The 16,382-nt window shown below is 70.9% G+C and carries 16 protein-coding genes; 11 read left to right on the top strand and 5 right to left on the bottom strand.

Going from position 1 to position 16,382, the window contains the following annotated elements:
* The first annotated feature begins 29 nt into the window (after positions 1-29).
* The 4 genes from metF (at position 30) to ETAA1_RS24475 (ending at position 3,874) form a co-directional block, all read left to right on the top strand.
* Positions 30-938: a methylenetetrahydrofolate reductase [NAD(P)H] gene (gene metF, locus ETAA1_RS24490; protein ID WP_145243117.1), complete on the top strand. Its 909-nt coding sequence runs from the start codon at positions 30-32 to the stop codon at positions 936-938.
* A gap of 121 nt (positions 939-1,059) precedes the next feature.
* Positions 1,060-2,733 carry a gamma-glutamyltransferase gene (ggt, locus tag ETAA1_RS24485; RefSeq protein ID WP_145243116.1) on the top strand — a complete coding sequence of 558 codons (1,674 nt, stop codon included), beginning with the start codon at positions 1,060-1,062 and terminating at the stop codon, positions 2,731-2,733.
* Positions 2,734-2,773: 40 nt separating this feature from the next.
* Complete coding sequence (locus tag ETAA1_RS24480; RefSeq protein ID WP_145243115.1) at positions 2,774-3,346, top strand: TlpA family protein disulfide reductase; 573 nt, start codon at positions 2,774-2,776, stop codon at positions 3,344-3,346.
* A 12-nt stretch (positions 3,347-3,358) separates the two neighbouring features.
* Positions 3,359-3,874 carry a TlpA family protein disulfide reductase gene (locus tag ETAA1_RS24475; protein ID WP_145243114.1) on the top strand — a complete coding sequence of 172 codons (516 nt, stop codon included), beginning with the start codon at positions 3,359-3,361 and terminating at the stop codon, positions 3,872-3,874.
* Between the two features lie 56 nt (positions 3,875-3,930).
* On the opposite strand, the gene ETAA1_RS24470 is transcribed toward ETAA1_RS24475, so the two are convergent.
* Both ETAA1_RS24470 and ETAA1_RS24465 read right to left on the bottom strand, forming a co-directional pair.
* Positions 3,931-4,119 (bottom strand): Flp family type IVb pilin, encoded by a 189-nt coding sequence (locus tag ETAA1_RS24470; protein ID WP_145243113.1) that lies wholly within the window; start codon positions 4,117-4,119, stop codon positions 3,931-3,933.
* 247 nt (positions 4,120-4,366) lie between these two features.
* The gene (locus tag ETAA1_RS24465; protein ID WP_145243112.1) at positions 4,367-4,555 is read right to left on the bottom strand and encodes a Flp family type IVb pilin; all 189 of its coding nucleotides are present in this window, start codon (positions 4,553-4,555) and stop codon (positions 4,367-4,369) included.
* A gap of 260 nt (positions 4,556-4,815) precedes the next feature.
* On the opposite strand from ETAA1_RS24465, the gene ilvD reads away from it, so the two are divergent.
* From ilvD to ETAA1_RS24445, 4 genes are all read left to right on the top strand, one after another.
* Positions 4,816-6,498, top strand: coding sequence for a dihydroxy-acid dehydratase (gene ilvD / locus ETAA1_RS24460; RefSeq protein ID WP_145243111.1), 1,683 nt, complete (start codon positions 4,816-4,818; stop codon positions 6,496-6,498).
* Positions 6,499-6,619: 121 nt separating this feature from the next.
* A complete protein-coding gene (locus tag ETAA1_RS24455; protein ID WP_145243110.1) occupies positions 6,620-7,156 on the top strand; it encodes a hypothetical protein in 537 nt (178 codons plus the stop codon).
* A gap of 108 nt (positions 7,157-7,264) precedes the next feature.
* Positions 7,265-8,458 (top strand): lactate racemase domain-containing protein, encoded by a 1,194-nt coding sequence (locus tag ETAA1_RS24450; protein ID WP_145243109.1) that lies wholly within the window; start codon positions 7,265-7,267, stop codon positions 8,456-8,458.
* A gap of 15 nt (positions 8,459-8,473) precedes the next feature.
* Complete coding sequence (locus tag ETAA1_RS24445) at positions 8,474-9,457, top strand: YgfZ/GcvT domain-containing protein (protein WP_145243108.1); 984 nt, start codon at positions 8,474-8,476, stop codon at positions 9,455-9,457.
* Between the two features lie 19 nt (positions 9,458-9,476).
* Here ETAA1_RS24445 and panD read toward each other — a convergent pair whose 3' ends face one another.
* Positions 9,477-9,842, bottom strand: coding sequence for an aspartate 1-decarboxylase (gene panD / locus ETAA1_RS24440; RefSeq protein ID WP_145243107.1), 366 nt, complete (start codon positions 9,840-9,842; stop codon positions 9,477-9,479).
* An 89-nt stretch (positions 9,843-9,931) separates the two neighbouring features.
* Here panD and ETAA1_RS24435 point away from each other — a divergent pair, with 89 nt between their 5' ends.
* Positions 9,932-10,567 carry a 3-keto-disaccharide hydrolase gene (locus ETAA1_RS24435; RefSeq protein WP_145243106.1) on the top strand — a complete coding sequence of 212 codons (636 nt, stop codon included), beginning with the start codon at positions 9,932-9,934 and terminating at the stop codon, positions 10,565-10,567.
* A 123-nt stretch (positions 10,568-10,690) separates the two neighbouring features.
* Here ETAA1_RS24435 and ETAA1_RS24430 read toward each other — a convergent pair whose 3' ends face one another.
* Positions 10,691-12,103: a serine/threonine-protein kinase gene (locus ETAA1_RS24430; protein WP_145243105.1), complete on the bottom strand. Its 1,413-nt coding sequence runs from the start codon at positions 12,101-12,103 to the stop codon at positions 10,691-10,693.
* A 385-nt stretch (positions 12,104-12,488) separates the two neighbouring features.
* Here ETAA1_RS24430 and ETAA1_RS24425 point away from each other — a divergent pair, with 385 nt between their 5' ends.
* Entirely contained in the window at positions 12,489-12,953 is a 465-nt protein-coding gene (locus ETAA1_RS24425) for a hypothetical protein (RefSeq protein WP_145243104.1), read from the top strand.
* A 68-nt stretch (positions 12,954-13,021) separates the two neighbouring features.
* Complete coding sequence (locus tag ETAA1_RS24420) at positions 13,022-13,882, top strand: prepilin-type N-terminal cleavage/methylation domain-containing protein (RefSeq protein ID WP_145243103.1); 861 nt, start codon at positions 13,022-13,024, stop codon at positions 13,880-13,882.
* A gap of 20 nt (positions 13,883-13,902) precedes the next feature.
* On the opposite strand, the gene ETAA1_RS24415 is transcribed toward ETAA1_RS24420, so the two are convergent.
* The gene (locus ETAA1_RS24415; RefSeq protein ID WP_145243102.1) at positions 13,903-16,248 is read right to left on the bottom strand and encodes an FG-GAP-like repeat-containing protein; all 2,346 of its coding nucleotides are present in this window, start codon (positions 16,246-16,248) and stop codon (positions 13,903-13,905) included.
* Positions 16,249-16,382 lie beyond the last annotated feature (134 nt).

Below are 16,382 nucleotides of genomic sequence, written 5' to 3'. Positions count from 1 at the left end.
ACACGCACCCCCGCGCACGGACCGCCGCCATGCACATTCGGGACATCTTCGCCCAGCACCGCACCACGTTCAGCTTCGAGTTCTTCCCCCCGAAAACCGACGAGGCCAGCGACGAACTGTTCCGCAACATCGCCACGCTGCAAGAGCTGCAGCCGTCGTTCGTGTCCGTCACCTACGGGGCCGGCGGCTCCACCCGCGACCGCACCCACGATCTGGTCGTGCGCATCCAGAAGGAAACGAGCCTCACCGCGGTGTCGCACCTGACGTGCGTGTGCCACTCGCTCGACGAGATGACCGCGATCCTCGACCGGTACGCGGCCAGCGGCATCAAGAACGTGCTGGCCCTCGGCGGCGACCCGCCCAAGACGGTGGTCGGCTACAAGCGCGAGGACGACGCCTTCCAGTACGCCGAGCAGCTGGTGAGGTTCATCCGCAGCCGGCCGAACGCCCCCGACCGGCGCGGGTTCGGGGTCGGCGTCGCCGGCTTCCCCGAGGGGCACCCCGGCTGCCCGAACCGGCTCAAGGAGATGGACTACCTCAAGGCCAAGGTGGACGCCGGCGCCGACTACATCTGCACGCAACTGTTCTTCGACAACCGCGACTTCTACGACTTCCGCGAGCGGTGCGAGCTGGCCGGCATCACGGTGCCGATCGTGGTCGGCATCATGCCGATTGGCTCGAAGGCGGGCATGGTGCGGATGGCCGAGCTGGCGCTCGGGGCCAAGATTCCGGCGAAGCTGCTGCGGGCCGTCGGCCGGTGCGCCGACGACGAGGCGGTGAGCCGGGTGGGCGTGAGCTGGGCCACCGAGCAGTGCGCCGACCTGCTGCACAACGGCGTCCGCGGCATCCACTTCTACACGCTCAACAAGTCGGACGCGACCCGGCAGATCTACAGCAACCTCGGCGTCGCCGACTCGGCGGCGCTGCGGGCGGGGTGAGTGCGTCTTGGCGAGCCGGGAGCGTGAGCGACCGGAGTCCGACGCATCTCGTACCGCGTCGGACTCCGGTCGCTCACGCTCCCGGCTCGCCGGGTAAATCGCTTTCCACGGAGCCCCTCTCATGCGCCTCGCCCCCGTTCTGCTCCTGCTCCTCGTCGCCATCCCCGGCGCGGCCCAGCCGCCGGCGCCGCGCGTCGCCACCGAGGCGACGAATGGCATGGTCGTGTGCGTGTCGCCGCCCGCGGCCGACGTGGGCGTGGCCATCCTCAAGAAGGGCGGCAACGCCGTCGACGCCGCGGTCGCCGTGGCGCTGGCGATGGCGGTGACGTGGCCGGAGGCGGGCAACCTCGGCGGCGGCGGGTTCATGATGATCGCGCCCCCGGGGCAGGCGCCGACGTGCGTCGAGTACCGCGAGACCGCCCCCGCCGCCGCCGGGCCGAAGCTGTTCGCCGACGGCACCGTGAGCGCCTTCAGTCACAAGGCGTCCGGCGTTCCGGGCACCGTCCGCGGGCTGGGCCTCGCCCACAAGAAGTACGGCAAGCTGCCGTGGAAGGACGTGGTGATGCCGGCCGTGGAGCTGGCCGAGAAGGGCTTCACCGTGACGGACGGCCTGTCGTGGAGCATCGGCTGGGTGCTCGCCAGCCCGACCACGACGAACGCCGAGTTCCACCGCGTCTACGACAAGCCGGGCGGTGGCTACTGGCGCCCCGGCGACACGATGAAGCTGCCGGACCTCGGCCGCACCCTGCGGCTGATCGCGGAGAAAGGGGCCGACGAGTTCTACACCGGCGACCCCGCCGACAAGCTTGCCGCCGAGATGAAGGCCGGCAACGGCATCATGACGAAGGACGACATCGCCAAGTACCAGGCGAAGGAGCGGACGCCGGTCACGACCAACTACCGCGGCTACGACGTGTACGGCCCGCCGCCGCCGTCGTCGGGCGGCGTCGGCATCTGTCTGATGCTCAACGTGCTGGAGAACTTCGACCTGAAGAAGCAGGGCCGGTGGTCGGCCGCGACGAACCACCAGATCGTCGAGACGATGAAGCGGAGCTACGCCGACCGCGCCCGCCACCTCGGCGACCCCGACTTCACGACCATTCCGCCGCACCTGACGACGAAGGCGTATGCGAAGAAGCTGGCCGCGACGATCGACATGAAGGCCGCGACGCCGAGCGAGAAGGTGGCGCCGGAAATCCCGCTGGCCGGGGAAGGGGACAGCACCACCCACTTCAGCGTGATCGACAAGGACGGCCTGGCCGTGAGCAACACGTACACGCTGGAGCACTCGTTCGGCAGCCGCGTGGTCGTGAAGGGGAGCGGCTACATCCTCAACAACGAGATGACCGACTTCAACCCGGTGCCCGGCGTGACGACGAAGAGCGGCCAGATCGGCACGCCGGCGAACCTCGTGGCGCCCGGCAAGCGGATGCTGAGCTCGCAGACGCCGGTGATCGTGCGGAAGGACGGCAAGCCGGTGCTGCTGACCGGGAGCCCCGGCGGGCGGACGATCATCAACACGTCGCTGTGCGTGGTGCTGAACGTGCTCGAGTTCGACATGCCGGTCCAGGAGGCGGTGGACGCCCCGCGGTGGCACCACCAGTGGTTCCCGGACGTGGCGCGGTTCGAGGGCTTCTCGACGCACCCGGCCCTGGTGCAGGAGCTGACGAACCTGGGGCACCGGGTCAGCCCGGGGCGGCAGGGCGACGCGCACAGCATCCGCGTGGACCCGGTCACGGGCCGGTTCCTGGGCGCGGCCGACCGCCGCATCGAGGGCGCGGCGAAGGGGTACTGACCGGGCGCGTACAATACCCGGACCTCGCGGAGGAGCGGTGATGCGGAGTGCGATCATCCTGGCGGTGCTCGCCGGGCTGGCGGTCGGGTGCGGCGGGTCGCCGGCGCCCAGTTCCGGCTCGGGCACGCCGCCGACCCGGCGGTTCGACCGCGGCAACTTCGCCCCGCCGCCGGTCGAGCTGAACGAGGTGTCGGCCGACGAGCTCGTCAGCGTGGTGACGGGGCAGAAGGACAAGGTCGTGGTCGTGGACTTCTGGGCAACGTGGTGCGGGCCGTGCGTCAAGAAGTTCCCGCACCTCGTGGCGATGCACAAGAAGCACGCCGCCGCCGGCCTCGTGTGCGTGTCCGTGGACATGGGGAAGCTCGGCACCCACGACCGGGCCGCCGCGCTCGAGTTCCTCACCAAGCAGGGCGCGACGTTCCCCAACGTCACGCTCCGCAACCCGGCCGACGACAGCCCGGCGATGGACAAGACGTTCGGCGAGGACACCCGGCTGCTGCCGTACCTGGTGATCTTCGACCGCGGCGGCCGGCGGGTGTGGGACTCGGCCGCGAACCCGGACGCGACGCCCGAGCAGGTCGAGGCGAAGGTCGCCGAGCTCCTCAAGAAGTAACCGGAGGCTGCGATGCGGACGTGGGTGCTGGCGGCGGTCGCGGCCGGGGTCGTGGTCGGGTGCAACCCCGCGCCGCCGCGGCCGGCGGCCGGCCCGGTCGAGGTGACCGACGCCACCTTCGCCACCCTCGACGCGGCCATCAAGGCGCAGAAGGGGAAGGTGGTGCTGGTCGACTTCTGGGCCACGTGGTGCGGCCCGTGCCGCGACTCGTTCCCGGACTTCGTCGAGCTCCACCGCCGGTACGCAGACCGCGGGCTGGTGTGCGTGTCCGTCAGCCTCGACAAGGCGCGGGACGACATGGCCGTGATCGGCTTCCTCCGCGACCAGGGGGCCGCGTTCCCGAACTACCACTGGAAGAAGTACAACGACGAGCGGGCCGACTTCGTCAAGCACTTCCACTTCCGCGGCGGCATCCCGCACAAGGTCGCCTTCGACCGGGCCGGCGACCTCGTCTGGGACAGCGCCAGCCAGCACGTCTCCGACCGCGGCCTGGACGAGCTCGTCCGCCGGCTGCTCGACGCGGGCTGATTCAACGACGAAGCCCACCGGGGTTGCCGGTGGGCTCTCGGGCGACCGGGTGGTACTCAGCTGCCGCTCGGCGGGGCGATGGCCGAGCCGACGAAGCTGAACGTGCTGTTGGCGTTGCTGCCGAGGGTGGTCACGGCGGCGATGCACACCACGATGATGAGGGCCAGCATCACGGCGTACTCGACCGCGGTCGGGCCGTCTTCCTTCTTCAGGAACGAAACCAGCGTCTGGGTCACCTTGCGCATGTCACTCTCCGGCGGGGTGGGGTGGGTCGGGGGTCGGAACGATGGCGGACGGTTGTCCGTTACCAGGATGTAGAACCGTCTTCCGACTGGTGCGCGGCGGAGTGGCGATTTTTTCCGGCAATGTCGTGAGCGCGGTGTCGGGAAGATGGACAGCCGACCGACGCGTGGCGTACCACGGTCCGTAAACGCCGAACCCCTGCCGAGGTCGGCAGGGGTTCGCGTGTGGTTTCGACGGTCCGCCAGGCACTTAGCTGCCGCTGGTCGGCTTGATGGCCGAGCCGACGAAGCTGAACGTGCTGTTGGCGTTGCTGCCGAGGGTGGTCACGGCGGCGATGCACACCACGATGATGAGGGCCAGCATCACGGCGTACTCGACCGCGGTCGGGCCGTCTTCCTTCTTCAGGAACGAAACCAGGCTCTGGGTCAGGCTCTTCATCTCGAACTCCTCGGGCTCAGGGACTCGGGGTGTCCGCTCGACCGGAGGGTGATGGTCTCGCGGGGACGACAAGTACCTAGATCACCTTTCGGAGCCGTGCAAAGCGCGCGGTGGGAATTTTCCGCGCGCCCCGCAGCCCTTATCGCACCGGCAAAACCGCTCCGCCCGTAGCCGCAACACCGGGTTCCGGGGATAACAACTCTTCCGGTCGTGCGCGTCCTGCGGCGCGCGACCGTTCTCCGGGTGAAAGGGACGACGACATGGCCGAGGCGTTCGAGCGGAAGAGCCTGACCACCACCGGCGGCGACCGCCGGGCGCCCAACCGGGCCATGCTCCGCGGCGTCGGCTTCCAGGACGACGACTTCGACAAGCCGATGGTCGGCGTCGCCTCGCTGTTCAGCGACATCACCCCGTGCAACGCGCACCTCGACCGGCTGGCGCTCAAGGGCCGCGAGGGCGTCCGCGCCGCCGGCGGCGTGCCGCAGACGTTCGGCGCCCCCACCGTGTCCGACGGCATCAGCATGGGCCACCTCGGCATGCGCTACTCGCTGGTCAGCCGCGAGGTCATCGCCGACAGCCTCGAGACGGTGTGCGGGGCGATGAACCACGACGGCCTCCTGGCCTTCGGCGGGTGCGACAAGAACATGCCCGGCTGCGTCATGGCGATGGCCCGGCTGAACATCCCGAGCGTGTTCGTGTACGGCGGCAGCATCCTGCCGGGCGTGGGGCCGCACGGCGAGGACGTGGACATCGTGTCCATCTTCGAGGCCGTCGGGAAGCGGCAGTCGAACAAGATCGACGCCGCGGAGTTGAAGAAGGTGGAGTGCGAGAGCTGCCCCGGCCACGGCAGCTGCGGCGGCATGTACACCGCGAACACGATGGCCAGCGCGATCGAGGCGCTGGGCCTGTGCCTCCCCCACGGCGCGAGCACGCCGGCCGTGAGTGCCGGCAAGGAGCGCGAGGCGTTCGCCGCCGGCCGCGCGCTGGTGGGGTGCATCCAGAACAACCTCCGCCCGCGCGACCTCATCACCCGCAAGAGTTTGGAGAACGCCTACACCCTGGTGCTGGCGCTCGGCGGCAGCACGAACGCCGTGCTCCACCTGATGGCCATCGCCCGCGAGGCCGGCGTGGACTGGACGCTCGCCGACTTCGACCGCATCGGCGCGAAGGTGCCGCACCTGGCCGACCTGAAGCCGGGCGGCAAGTACGTGATGCACGACCTGTACAAGGCCGGCGGCACCCCGGCCGTGATGCGGGCGCTGCTCGACGCCGGCTACCTGCACGGCGACTGCCCGACGGTCACGGGGAAGACCATCGCCGAGAACCTGGCCGACGTGCGGAGCGTGTTCGCGGTGCCGCAGACGGTGGTGAAGCCGTTCGACGCCCCGATGTTCGACCACGGCATTATCGTCGTGCTGCACGGCAACCTCGCGCCGGAGGGCGCCGTGGCGAAGGTGGCCGGCCTGAAGCAGCGGAGCATCACCGGGCCGGCGAAGGTGTTCGACGGCGAGGAGGCGTGCTTCCAGGCGATCTCGGCGCGGAAGATCGTGGCCGGCGACGTGGTCGTGATCCGCGGCGAGGGGCCGGTCGGCGGCCCGGGGATGCGCGAGATGCTGAGCATCACCGGCGCCCTGATGGGGCAGGACCTGGGCGAGGTGGTGGGGCTCATCACCGACGGCCGGTTCAGCGGCGGCACCCACGGGCTGGTGGTGGGTCACGTGTCGCCGGAGGCGTGGGTGGGCGGCCCGCTCGCGCTGGTGAAGGACGGCGACAGCGTGACGATCGACGCCGACAACAAGGCGCTGACGCTGAACGTGCCAGACGCGGAGCTCGCGGCGCGCCGGGCCGCGTGGGTGAAGCCGCCGCTGCGCGTCGAGCGCGGGGTGCTGGCGAAGTACGCGAGGCTGGTGCGGTCGGCGTCCGAGGGGGCCGTGACGGGGTGATGGGTTCCGCCGCTTGCGGCGTAGCGCCGCGGCGCTACGCCGCAAGCGGCGGAAGACTGTAAGCCCCCGCCCGCCCCGACTGTATCCCCTGCCGCCCTCCCCAGCCCGTACCGGGCCGCCGATGCTCACCCGTAGCCCCACGCTCGACCACCTGTACCGTCTGTTCCCCGACTCGCCCGACCGCCCCGCGGCCGAGGTCGTGTCGGCCGCGGACGTGCCCGAGCCGTACCACCGGCTTCTCGTCCACACCGAGCACATGACGGTCACGGTGGAAGAGTTCTACGGCGGCCCCGTGGACGTGCGCGTCCTCGCCTGCCGCCGCGACGGCGACGAGTACGCCCGCAAGATTCTGCTAGCCCTGCGCGACGGCGGCCGGGTCGTGCAGTTCGGCCTCGTTCGCATCGACCTGGGGGTATGCCCGCCGGCCGTCCGCGACGCCATCGTCGAGGGCAAGACGCCGCTCGGCCGGGTGCTGATCGAGCACGACATGCTGCGGCGGATCGAGCCGGCGGGGTACCTGCGGGTGCGGCTGTCGGCCGGCATGGCCGACTGGTTCGCGGCCCCGCCCGGTCGTGAGACGTTCGGCCGCCTCGGCGTCATCTACACCGGCGACCGGCCGGCCGTCGAAGTGTTGGAAATCCTGGCGCCGGTGCGATGAGTCGTTGGGAGTCTGCGGGAGTCGAGGAGTAAGGCCAGGTTCTTACTCCTCGACTCCCGCAGACTCCCAACGACTCCCGAAGACTGCCCCGCCCGGTAGAATGCCCCCATGGACCTCCCCGTCGGCCGCGGCACCTGGACCATCGACATCCCCGCTGGCAAGCTCGTCGCCGTGCGCCCCGCAGCGGTGCCGTCGGTGCCGACGGCCGGGCCGCGCGAGCTCGTGCGCGCCGCGCTCGAGGCGCCGTTCGGGTTCGAGCCGCTCCGCCGCGCCCTCACGCCCGACGACCGCGTCGCCGTCGCCTTCGACCCCGCCCTGCCGGCTGCGGCCGAACTGCTTACCGGGCTGCTCGACCACCTCCGCACCGCTGGCATCGAGCCCGCGGCCGTTACCGTCATTTCGCCGCCGGGCGCGCCGCAGGGGTGGATCGACGACCTGCCGGACGAGTACGCCGACCTGACCGCCGAGACGCACGACCCGACCGACGAGAAGCGGCGCGCCTACCTCGCCACCACCCGCGGCGGCCGGCGCGTGTACCTGAACCGCACACTGGTCGAGGCCGACGCGCCGATCATCCTCACGGGCCGCGGGTACGACCCGCTCACCGGCTACGCCGGCGCCGAGGCGGCGGTCTTCCCCGGGCTGTCGGGCGAAGCCGTCGAGCCGCCCGAGCTTGAGGCGAAGGCCGCGCCCGACGCCGAGCCGACCGGCCTGCGGGCCGAAGCCACGGAAGTCGCGTGGCTGCTCGGCACGCCGTTCCTCGTGCAGGTCATCGAAGGCGCGGGCGACGCCGTTCAGGAAGTCGTCGCGGGGCTGCTCGACAGTTCCGCCGAGGGCGTGCGCCGGCAGGACGCCCGCTGGCGCGGCACCGTCCCCGAGCGCGTCGGGGCCGTGATCGCGGCCGTGTCCGGCAGCCCGGAGCGCGTCAGCTTCCTGGACCTGGCGAAGGCGGCGGCGTGTGCCGCGCGGGTCGTGTCGAAGGGCGGCCGCGTCGCCGTCCTGAGCGACGCGGCGCCGGCGCTCGGTGAGGGGGCGGCACTCCTACGCTCGCTCGACGGCCCGGAAGGCGCCTCGAAGAAGCTGGCGCGGCTGAACCCGCCGGACCGCGTGGCGTGTGCCCTGTGGGCGTGGGCGGCCCGACGGGCGAGCCTGTTCCTGGCGAGCGGCCTGCCCGACGACGTGGTCGAGGAGCTGTTCGCCACGCCGCTCCGCACGCCCGCCGAGGCGGCGCGGCTGGCCGCCTCGGCGGACGCCGTCGCGGTCATCGCCGACGCGCACAAGGCGATGGTGACGGTGGGCTGACACACGGAACCCGACATGACCCCCGACTACGCCGCCGCGCTCGAATCCGCCGCGCTGTTCGACCGCTCCGCGACCGGCAAGCTCGTCGCCGGCGGCGACGACGCGCCGATGTTCCTCGGCAACCTGTCCACGAACGACATCAAGAACCTGCCGCTCGGCGGCGGCTGCGAGGCGTACTTCTGCGACCCGCGGGCGAAGGTACAGTTCGCCGCGTGGGTCTACCACGTCCGCCTCGGCACCGAACACGCCCTGTGGGTCGAGACGACGCCCGGCCGCGGCGGCGAACTGCTGAAGTACCTCGACCGCTACCTCATCTCGGAGCGCGTCGAGCTGGCCGACCGCACCGCCGACTTCGCGCAACTCCACCTCGCCGGCCCCGCCGCGAAGGCCGTGCTGGAAAAGGCACTCGCCGACGCCGTGCCCGACCTGCCGGAGTTCGCCCACGTCGAACGCACCTTCGGCAGCCACCTCGTCGCCAGCGTCCGCCGCCGCGACCCGCTCGGGCTGCCCGGCTACGATCTCGTCTGCCTGGCAGACAAGGCCGAGGGGTTGCGTGGCTTGCTCGAAGCGGCGGGGGCCGTGCCCGGGACGGCGGAGACGTTCGAGGTGCTGCGGATCGAGGCCGGGACGCCGGTGTTCGGCCCGGACATCGACGCGACGCGGTTCGTGATGGAGGTCGGCAACGCGGCCCGCGCCGTCAGCTACGCGAAGGGCTGCTTCCTGGGGCAGGAGCCGATCGTGATGGCCCGCGACCGGGCGGGGCACGTCAACCGGGCGTTCTCGGCGGTAAAGGTGCTGCAGGGCGGGCCGCTGCCGCCGGGCACGAAGCTGCTCCGCGACGGGCAGGAGGTCGGCGTCGTGACGTCGAGCTGTCACTCGCCGCGGCTCGGGGCGCCGGTGGCGCTGGGCTACCTGAAGTGGAAGCACCAGGACGCCGGCACCGTGATGGAGGCCGGCGGCCGCCCCGTCGAGGTGCTGGGGCTGCCGCCGGTGAAGTAGTGCATCGCCGCAAGCGGCTTCAGACGATCTGCCGCATGTCCTTCGGCCGGTTCTTCGCGTCCACGAGCACCACTAGCGGCTCGTGCGCCCGCGCCTCCTGGTCCTCCAGCACCGCGTAGGTCGCAATAATCACCACGTCGCCGGGGCGGATCAGGTGTGCCCCGGCGCCGTTCACCTGCACCACCCCGCTGCCGCGCTCGCCGCGCAGCGCGTAGGTCACCAGCCGCGCCCCGTTGGTCACGTCCCACACGTGGACCTGCTCGTTCGGGAAAATGTCGGCCGCGTCCAGGAGGTCGGCGTCGAGCGTGATGCTCCCCTCGTAGTGGAGGTCGGCCGCGGTCACGGTCGCCCGGTGGAGCTTCGACTTCATCATCACCCGCTGCATGCCGGCGTCCTCGTCGGGGGTCGTCCCTATTCTACTCCTGGGCCACCCGTTGGAGCGGGTGCCCCAGCCCTCCCCCGGAGTCACCTTCCATGCGCCACCTGCTCGTCGCCCTCGTCGCCGCCGCCGGCACCGCGTCCGCCCAGCCGCCCGGCGGCTTCACCCCGATCTTCAACGGCAAGGACCTGACCGGCTGGAAGGCCACCGGCAAGGCCGACGCCTGGGCCGTCGAGGGCGGCAACATCGTGTGCAAGAGCGGGGGCGGCGGCTACCTCCTCACCGACAAGGAGTACGGCGACTTCGAGCTGAAGTTCAGCTACCGGTGGTCGAAGGAGGGCGGCAACAGCGGCATCGGCCTCCGCACGCCGGCCAAGGGCGACCCCGCGTACCAGGGCATGGAGATCCAGCTCATCGACGACGAGGGCTGGGAGAAGGTGTACAAGTCGAAGCTGGCCCCGTACCAGCACACCGGGTCCATCTACGACGTGCAGCCGGCGAAGCAGCAGGCGAACAACCCGATCGGCGAGTGGAACCACGTCCGCGTGGTGTGCAAGGGGCGCGACGTGCTGGTCGAGCAGAACGGCAAGGAACTCGTGAAGGCGAACCTGGACGACCACAAGGACCGCGCCGAGAAGAACCACCCCGGCCTGAAGCGGGCGAAGGGGCACCTCGGGTTCCAGAGCTACAACATCAAGGTGGAGTTCAAGGACGTGGTGATCAAGGAATAGTTGTTGGTGGTAATTTGCAATTTGTAACTTGGCTGGCGAGAGGATCAGGCCCCAGCATCACATCAGGGGCCACCGCGGCTCGTCAGCCAGATTGCAACTGACAAATTACAACTGCCAACGACGCTACCGCATCGCCGTCACCACCGCCGCGGTCGCGGCGGCGGCCGCCGCCGCGGCGCACACCACGACCCACACCAGCAGCGGAAACCCCTTCCGCTCCCGCGGGCGGCGCGGCGGCCCCGGCGTGTCGCCGAGCGTGTCGTTCGCCTGCGCCGCCGTCTCCGCCGACGGGTCGGCCCGGCGCATCCCGGAGCCGGTGCCGACTGCGGTCGAGCCGGGGTCGTTCGGCCGGCGCGCCAGCCCGGTGCCGCTCCGCATCGCGATCGTCAGGATTTGCGACGTGCTGCCCGACGCCCGCACGGGGCCGGGGGCGCTGGCGGTGCGCGAGGCCTGCACCCGCGCCGGCAGCGGCGGCATCCACTCGTCCGGCGGCACCGCCACGTCGGCGTCGTCCCACGGGGCCAGCGCCTCGAACGCCTCCGCCGGCGTCCGGAAGCGGTCCTCGGGCCGCTTCTGCAGCAGCGTGTGAACCACGTCCGCCAGCCCCGCCGGCACCTCCGGCCGGAACCGGCCGACCGGCACCGGCTCCTTGATCTGCTGCCACACCAGCTTCTGCGCCGTCCGCCCGTCGGGGAACAGCGTCCGGCCGGCGAGCAGGAAGTACAGCGTCGCGCCGAGCGAGTACAGGTCGGCCCGGATGTCCACGTTCGAGCTGTCCACCGCCTGCTCGGGGGCCACGTAGTCGGCGGTGCCGAGGATGGTGCGGTTGTCGAGCTTGCACGTCAGCCCGCCGGGGACGTCGGCCTGGGAGCGGACCAGGCCGAGGTCGAGAATCTTCACCACGCCGGAGCGGTCCAGCAGCAGGTTCGCCGGCTTGATGTCGCGGTGGACGAAGCCGAGGTCGTGCGCGTGCTGGAGGCCGTACAGCACCTGCCGGGCGTAGTGACACGCGGCCGTCACGTCGAGCGGGCCGGTGCGCGCCACCAGCGCCTGGAGGCTGATCCCCTCCACGTACTCCATCACGAGGTAGAGCAGCCGGCCTTCCTGGCACAGGTCGAAGACGCGGACGACGTTCGGGTGGTCGAGCGTGGCGGCGGCGCGGGCCTCGCGCAGGAACCGCTCGCGGGCCACCGCGTCGTCGGCGGCGAACACCGGCAGCACCTTGAGCGCGACGAGCCGCCGCATCGAGGCGTGCTCGGCGAGGTACACCTGGCCCATGCCGCCGGTGCCGAGCTGGTCGAGGATCAGGTAGCTGCCGATCTGGAAGCCCTTGTACTTCCCGGCGGCGAGCTTGTCGGCGTGGAACCGCGTGATCATCCCGGCGTCGACCATGCGGTCGAGCAGGGCGGCGGGCGTGGCGGGCGACTGGCCGGACGCGGCGAGGCCGGCGACGAAGCCGTCGAGCCGGTCGGGCGGCACGAGGCCGCTGCGGCGGAGCCGGTCGAGGAGTTCGGGGACGGACGCGGGTGCCGGCATCGGGCCTTCCGGCTCGGGGCGACGGTGCGGGTCGGGCAAACTCTGACGGCACGAATTCTTCTGGTAGCTTAGAACACGAGTCGCGGCACGTGGGAAAAAATCACCACGCCCGCGACGGTGCGCCCGCTTGACGGCAGAGTGCGGGCGAGCTCAGCCCATCCCACGCGGGCTCCCGGCGAGGCCGGACGCCCGGAGCGCACTTGACGGGTTACGGCCAGGGGGCACTGGCCGGTGTCCGAGAACCTCGTTCGGGAAGGTGGGGATTCTCATCATTCGTTAATGGGGGGGGGGCATTACAATCGGCACCCGAGGACGCACTCGTTGCAGGACGCGCGCACGATCGATCCGCTACCATGACACGGGGGATGCGATGAGGTGCGGTCGGATGCCGGCCCTGCTCGGGCTGGCGCTCGCGATGGTGCTGCTGGGCAGCGGGCAGGCGCGGGCTGACCTCGTGGACCCGCCCGAAGGGGCGAAGGTCGAGTTCACTACGACGAGCCCAGGGGTGACTTCGACATCGATTCAGCCGACCGGCACCTACATCTACCCGCAAGGGTGGTCCGTGTCCAAGGTCGAGGTCAACGTGTATGCGGTCAAGGCAGGCGGTGCGCAGGGAGACCTGATCAAGACGGTAGCCGCCGACACGAAAGATGGGTTCTGGGACGGACTCGTGACCGGTTTGAGCCCCGACACCGAGTACTGGGTCGAGGGGAAAATGACCCTCAAGAAGGGTCTCCTGGGTCTCGACCACGCCTACAAGTCCACCGACCCCCTGATCAAGGCCAAGACCAAGGCCAAGAAGGGTTTCAACGACGACGACGAGGGCGGTGGCGACCCGCCCCCGCCGTAAGAAATGGCCGTCGTGGTCATGTGTCGATCGCGACAGGAGGGAGTGAGTTGCGCCACGAGGAGTCGGTTATGACACGCCGGGCCATGACGCTGGTGGAACTCCTACTGGTCATCGCGATCGTGGGCGTCTTGATCGGCCTCCTGATTCCGGCAGTTCAGGGCGTGCGGGCTGCGGCCGCTCAGTCCAGGTGCGCCAACCAACTCCGGCAACTCGTACTCGGCCTCCACACTGCGGCGGGCAGCCATAACGGTCGCCTGCCGCGCGCCGACGCGCGCCTGCTCGTCTCAGCGCACACCTACGCCGAGGACAATATCTTCATTACGACGCTGCCGTACCTTGAGGCCTATCCGATCAGCCGATCGGACATCAAGGCGATGGACCGCCGAGTTCCCATCTTAATCTGCCCGCTCGACCCGACTGCATACGTCACCGACGCAAGTCTGCCGATCACGAGCTACGCCGGAAACGCCCACGTCTTCCAAGGCATCCCGTTCCTCGACCGGACGATTCCCGACGGCCTGTCGAATACCATCCTCTTCGCAGAGCACCACGCCTTCGAGTGCGGCCCGGACGAGGCACAATTCTGGTTCCGCATGTCCAAGGTGGGGTACCCTGTCCGCCGCGCGACGTTCGCGGACCGTGGCCCGATCGATTTGTTGTATCCGTCGGAGAGCGACGTATACCCGGTCTCCGACGCGGCGAATCTGGGCCGAACGGTCGCCAGCCGGCGCGGGCGGACGTTCCAGGTCCGCCCGCCGGCGCCTTACACCCGGAACTGCGACCCCCGCATCCCTCAAACCGGCCACCCGACGGCGATGCCCGTCGGGCTCGGCGACGGCTCGGTGCGCCACCTCCGCGCCAGTATCGATGAGGCCGTGTTCTGGGGCGCCGTCACCCCGGCCGGCGGCGAGGTACTCGCCGACTGGTAGCGCCGGCGCCCGCGCGGGCGTTACCCCACGAACACCCCGCCCGGCAGGACGGCGCCGCCGAACAACGCCAGATCCTGGAACGTCGCCGGCTCGGCCGAACCGGTAATGTTCTTGCCGAGGTACACCCGCACCCCCGCCGGCCGGTTCTGGCCGCTGCCGGCCAGCACGTCCGCCTTCTGGTCGCCGTCCAGGTCGGCCAAGGCCACCCGCACCCCGCCGCGGTCGTCGGTGTCGTTCGCCACGAAGAAGTTCAGCACCGGCGCCGCCTGCGCCCCGCCCACGTTGCCGGCGCTCACCAGCGCGCCGCTCAGCACGAACACCCGCGGGGCGCCGCCGGGGCCGCCGCCGAACGCCAGGTCGGCGAACCCGTCGCCGTCCACGTCGCCGGCGGCCACGAACGCCCCGTTGCGGAGGTTCACGGCGTCGGTGCCGGGGAAGGCGAAGAAGTCGCCCACGATCCGGGTCGGGGTGCCGAACACGGTGCCGCCGTCGAACAGGGCCACCCGCGGCCCGCCGCCGAACCCGGCCGCCACCGCCAGGTCGGGGGTGCCGTCGCCGTCCACGTCGCCGGTCGCGGCGCGGGCGCCGCCGCGGAAGTCGGCGTCGTCGATGCCGAAGAAGTTGGCCTTCGTGGTGGTGGTGCCGTCGGCGTTGCGGGTGAAGATGCTCACCCGCGGGCCGCCCCCCTCGTCCGGGGTCACGATGAACTCGGCCTTGCCGTCGAGGTCGAAGTCGCCGGCGGTGACGAACCCGCCGCCGGTGAAGCCGCCGCCGAACGGGTCGAACGGGTTGACCAGCAGAGTGGCGCCGTCGGCCCCGCTGAGCACCGCCACGCGAATGGCCACGCCCGGCCCGGTCACCAGGATGGCGTCGTCGATGCCGTCGCCGTCCACGTCGCCGACCGCGGTGCGGACGTTCGCGGCGACGGCGCCGAACGGCGCCCCCGTGAACGTCTGCACGGCCGGGAGGACGCCCGCGGCGTTCGGGTCGAAGCCCTGGGCGGCGCCGTTCGTTGACCCGCCGACCACGACCCGGTCCCCCTTCTCGACCGAACCGACGAACCGGGCCACGGCGAAGTCGTTGTTGCTGGTGGTGAACCCGGCCACGACGACGCGGCCGTTGTTGTCGATGGCCGCGCCGGCGCCCTGGTCGTCGGCGCCGAAGTCGGCGGTGGCCCGGCCGTCGGTGGCGAAGCTGGTGTCGAGCTTGCCGTCGGCGGTGACCCGGGCGACGGCGAAGTCGTTCGGGTTGCCGCCGGTGGCGTTGATGGCGCTGAACCCGGCGAGCACGATCTTGTCGTCCGGCTGGAGGGCGATGGCGTTGGCGCGCTCGACCACGCCGAGGGCGCCGAAGTTGAAGGTGAACCGGCCGGGGGCGCTGCCGACGGCGCCGGCGCCGGTGGGGTTGAACCCGGCGGTGTCCTGCAACCCGGTCGCGGTGAGTTGGGCGACGGCGAAGTCGGCGAACCCGGCGTCGCTGAACCCGCCGACGACGATGCGGTCGTCGGGCCGGACGGCCACGCTGGTGGCCTGGTCGTCGGCGCCGAAGTTCACTGTCTGAGTGCCGGTGCCGTTGAAGGCGACGTCGACGGTCCCGGCGGGCAGGACGCGGAGGACGCCGAAGTCGTTCGTGCCGCCGCCGTTGGTGAACCCGGCCACGACGATGCGGTCGGCGCTGTCGATGGCGACGGCCCGGCCGCGGTCGGTGCCGCCGAGGGTGCGGGTCAGCCGGCCGGGGGTGCCGCCGGCGTTGAAGGCGGTGTCGGTGGTGCCGTTGTCGTTGAATGACGCGACCGCGAAGTCGAACCCGGTGCCAGCGGTCGTCTGGTCGGAGGACCCGACGAGGATGATCTTCCGCGTCGCGCCGGTGCCGAGGACGGCCACGCCGAACGCCTGGTCGTCGTTGGTGCCGCCGCCGGCGAAGTTGCGGGTGGCCCGGCCGTCGGCGCTGAACGTCGTGTCCGCGCTGCCGTTGGCGTTGAGTCGGACCACGACGAAGTCGTCGTCGCCGCCGATGTTGCCGTACCCGCAGATGACGATCTTGCCGTCGTCCTGGAGGGCCAGGCCGGTAATCTGCGGGGTGAGGATGCCGGCCCCCAGGTCGTAGGTGGCCTTGCCGTCGGTGTCGAAGCTGGTGTCGAGGCTTCCGTCGGGGTTGTAACGGACGACGGCCACGTCGTTGCCGTTGGTGGTGAGCCCGGCGACGACGACCTTGCCGTCGGGCTGGACGGCGACGGCGCTACCCGTGTCGGTGGCTCCGAATGTCGTGCGGACGAGGCCGTCGGTGTCGAACGACGGGTCGAGGGCACCGACCGCGGCGGGGACGCTGCGGTCCTCAAGCAACTCGGGGCGGAGCTGGCGTGTCATGGTGCGACCTCTGGGAGAAGTGGGGGCACTGGTGTTGTACGCGGCGTTGGACCGGACTTGTCAGGAATAGTGGATAGGCGAGTCGGATTTCCGCGCCGGCGGGAGGGGTGGTCGTGCCGATGGTCGCGGTCGTG

The organism is Urbifossiella limnaea (genome assembly GCF_007747215.1).
In the GTDB taxonomy this organism is placed as follows: domain Bacteria; phylum Planctomycetota; class Planctomycetia; order Gemmatales; family Gemmataceae; genus Urbifossiella; species Urbifossiella limnaea.
The sequence above is the reverse complement of the archived record's forward strand: the minus strand, read 5'-3'. Positions and strand labels throughout refer to the sequence as shown.

Bases quoted from the DNA above. Each gene is read 5' to 3' on its own strand.
- ETAA1_RS24430 (WP_145243105.1), bottom strand. From the start codon at position 12,103: ATGCCGGCACCCGCGTCCGTCCCCGAACTCCTCGACCGGCTCCGCCGC.
- ETAA1_RS24415 (WP_145243102.1), bottom strand. From the start codon at position 16,248: ATGACACGCCAGCTCCGCCCCGAGTTGCTTGAGGACCGCAGCGTCCCC.
- ETAA1_RS24450 (WP_145243109.1), top strand. From the start codon at position 7,265: ATGGACCTCCCCGTCGGCCGCGGCACCTGGACCATCGACATCCCCGCT.
- ETAA1_RS24435 (WP_145243106.1), top strand. From the start codon at position 9,932: ATGCGCCACCTGCTCGTCGCCCTCGTCGCCGCCGCCGGCACCGCGTCC.
- ETAA1_RS24425 (WP_145243104.1), top strand. From the start codon at position 12,489: ATGCCGGCCCTGCTCGGGCTGGCGCTCGCGATGGTGCTGCTGGGCAGC.
- ETAA1_RS24455 (WP_145243110.1), top strand. From the start codon at position 6,620: ATGCTCACCCGTAGCCCCACGCTCGACCACCTGTACCGTCTGTTCCCC.
- ilvD (WP_145243111.1), top strand. From the start codon at position 4,816: ATGGCCGAGGCGTTCGAGCGGAAGAGCCTGACCACCACCGGCGGCGAC.
- ETAA1_RS24470 (WP_145243113.1), bottom strand. From the start codon at position 4,119: ATGCGCAAGGTGACCCAGACGCTGGTTTCGTTCCTGAAGAAGGAAGAC.
- ETAA1_RS24475 (WP_145243114.1), top strand. From the start codon at position 3,359: ATGCGGACGTGGGTGCTGGCGGCGGTCGCGGCCGGGGTCGTGGTCGGG.
- metF (WP_145243117.1), top strand. From the start codon at position 30: ATGCACATTCGGGACATCTTCGCCCAGCACCGCACCACGTTCAGCTTC.
- ETAA1_RS24445 (WP_145243108.1), top strand. From the start codon at position 8,474: ATGACCCCCGACTACGCCGCCGCGCTCGAATCCGCCGCGCTGTTCGAC.
- ggt (WP_145243116.1), top strand. From the start codon at position 1,060: ATGCGCCTCGCCCCCGTTCTGCTCCTGCTCCTCGTCGCCATCCCCGGC.
- ETAA1_RS24420 (WP_145243103.1), top strand. From the start codon at position 13,022: ATGACACGCCGGGCCATGACGCTGGTGGAACTCCTACTGGTCATCGCG.
- ETAA1_RS24480 (WP_145243115.1), top strand. From the start codon at position 2,774: ATGCGGAGTGCGATCATCCTGGCGGTGCTCGCCGGGCTGGCGGTCGGG.
- ETAA1_RS24465 (WP_145243112.1), bottom strand. From the start codon at position 4,555: ATGAAGAGCCTGACCCAGAGCCTGGTTTCGTTCCTGAAGAAGGAAGAC.
- panD (WP_145243107.1), bottom strand. From the start codon at position 9,842: ATGCAGCGGGTGATGATGAAGTCGAAGCTCCACCGGGCGACCGTGACC.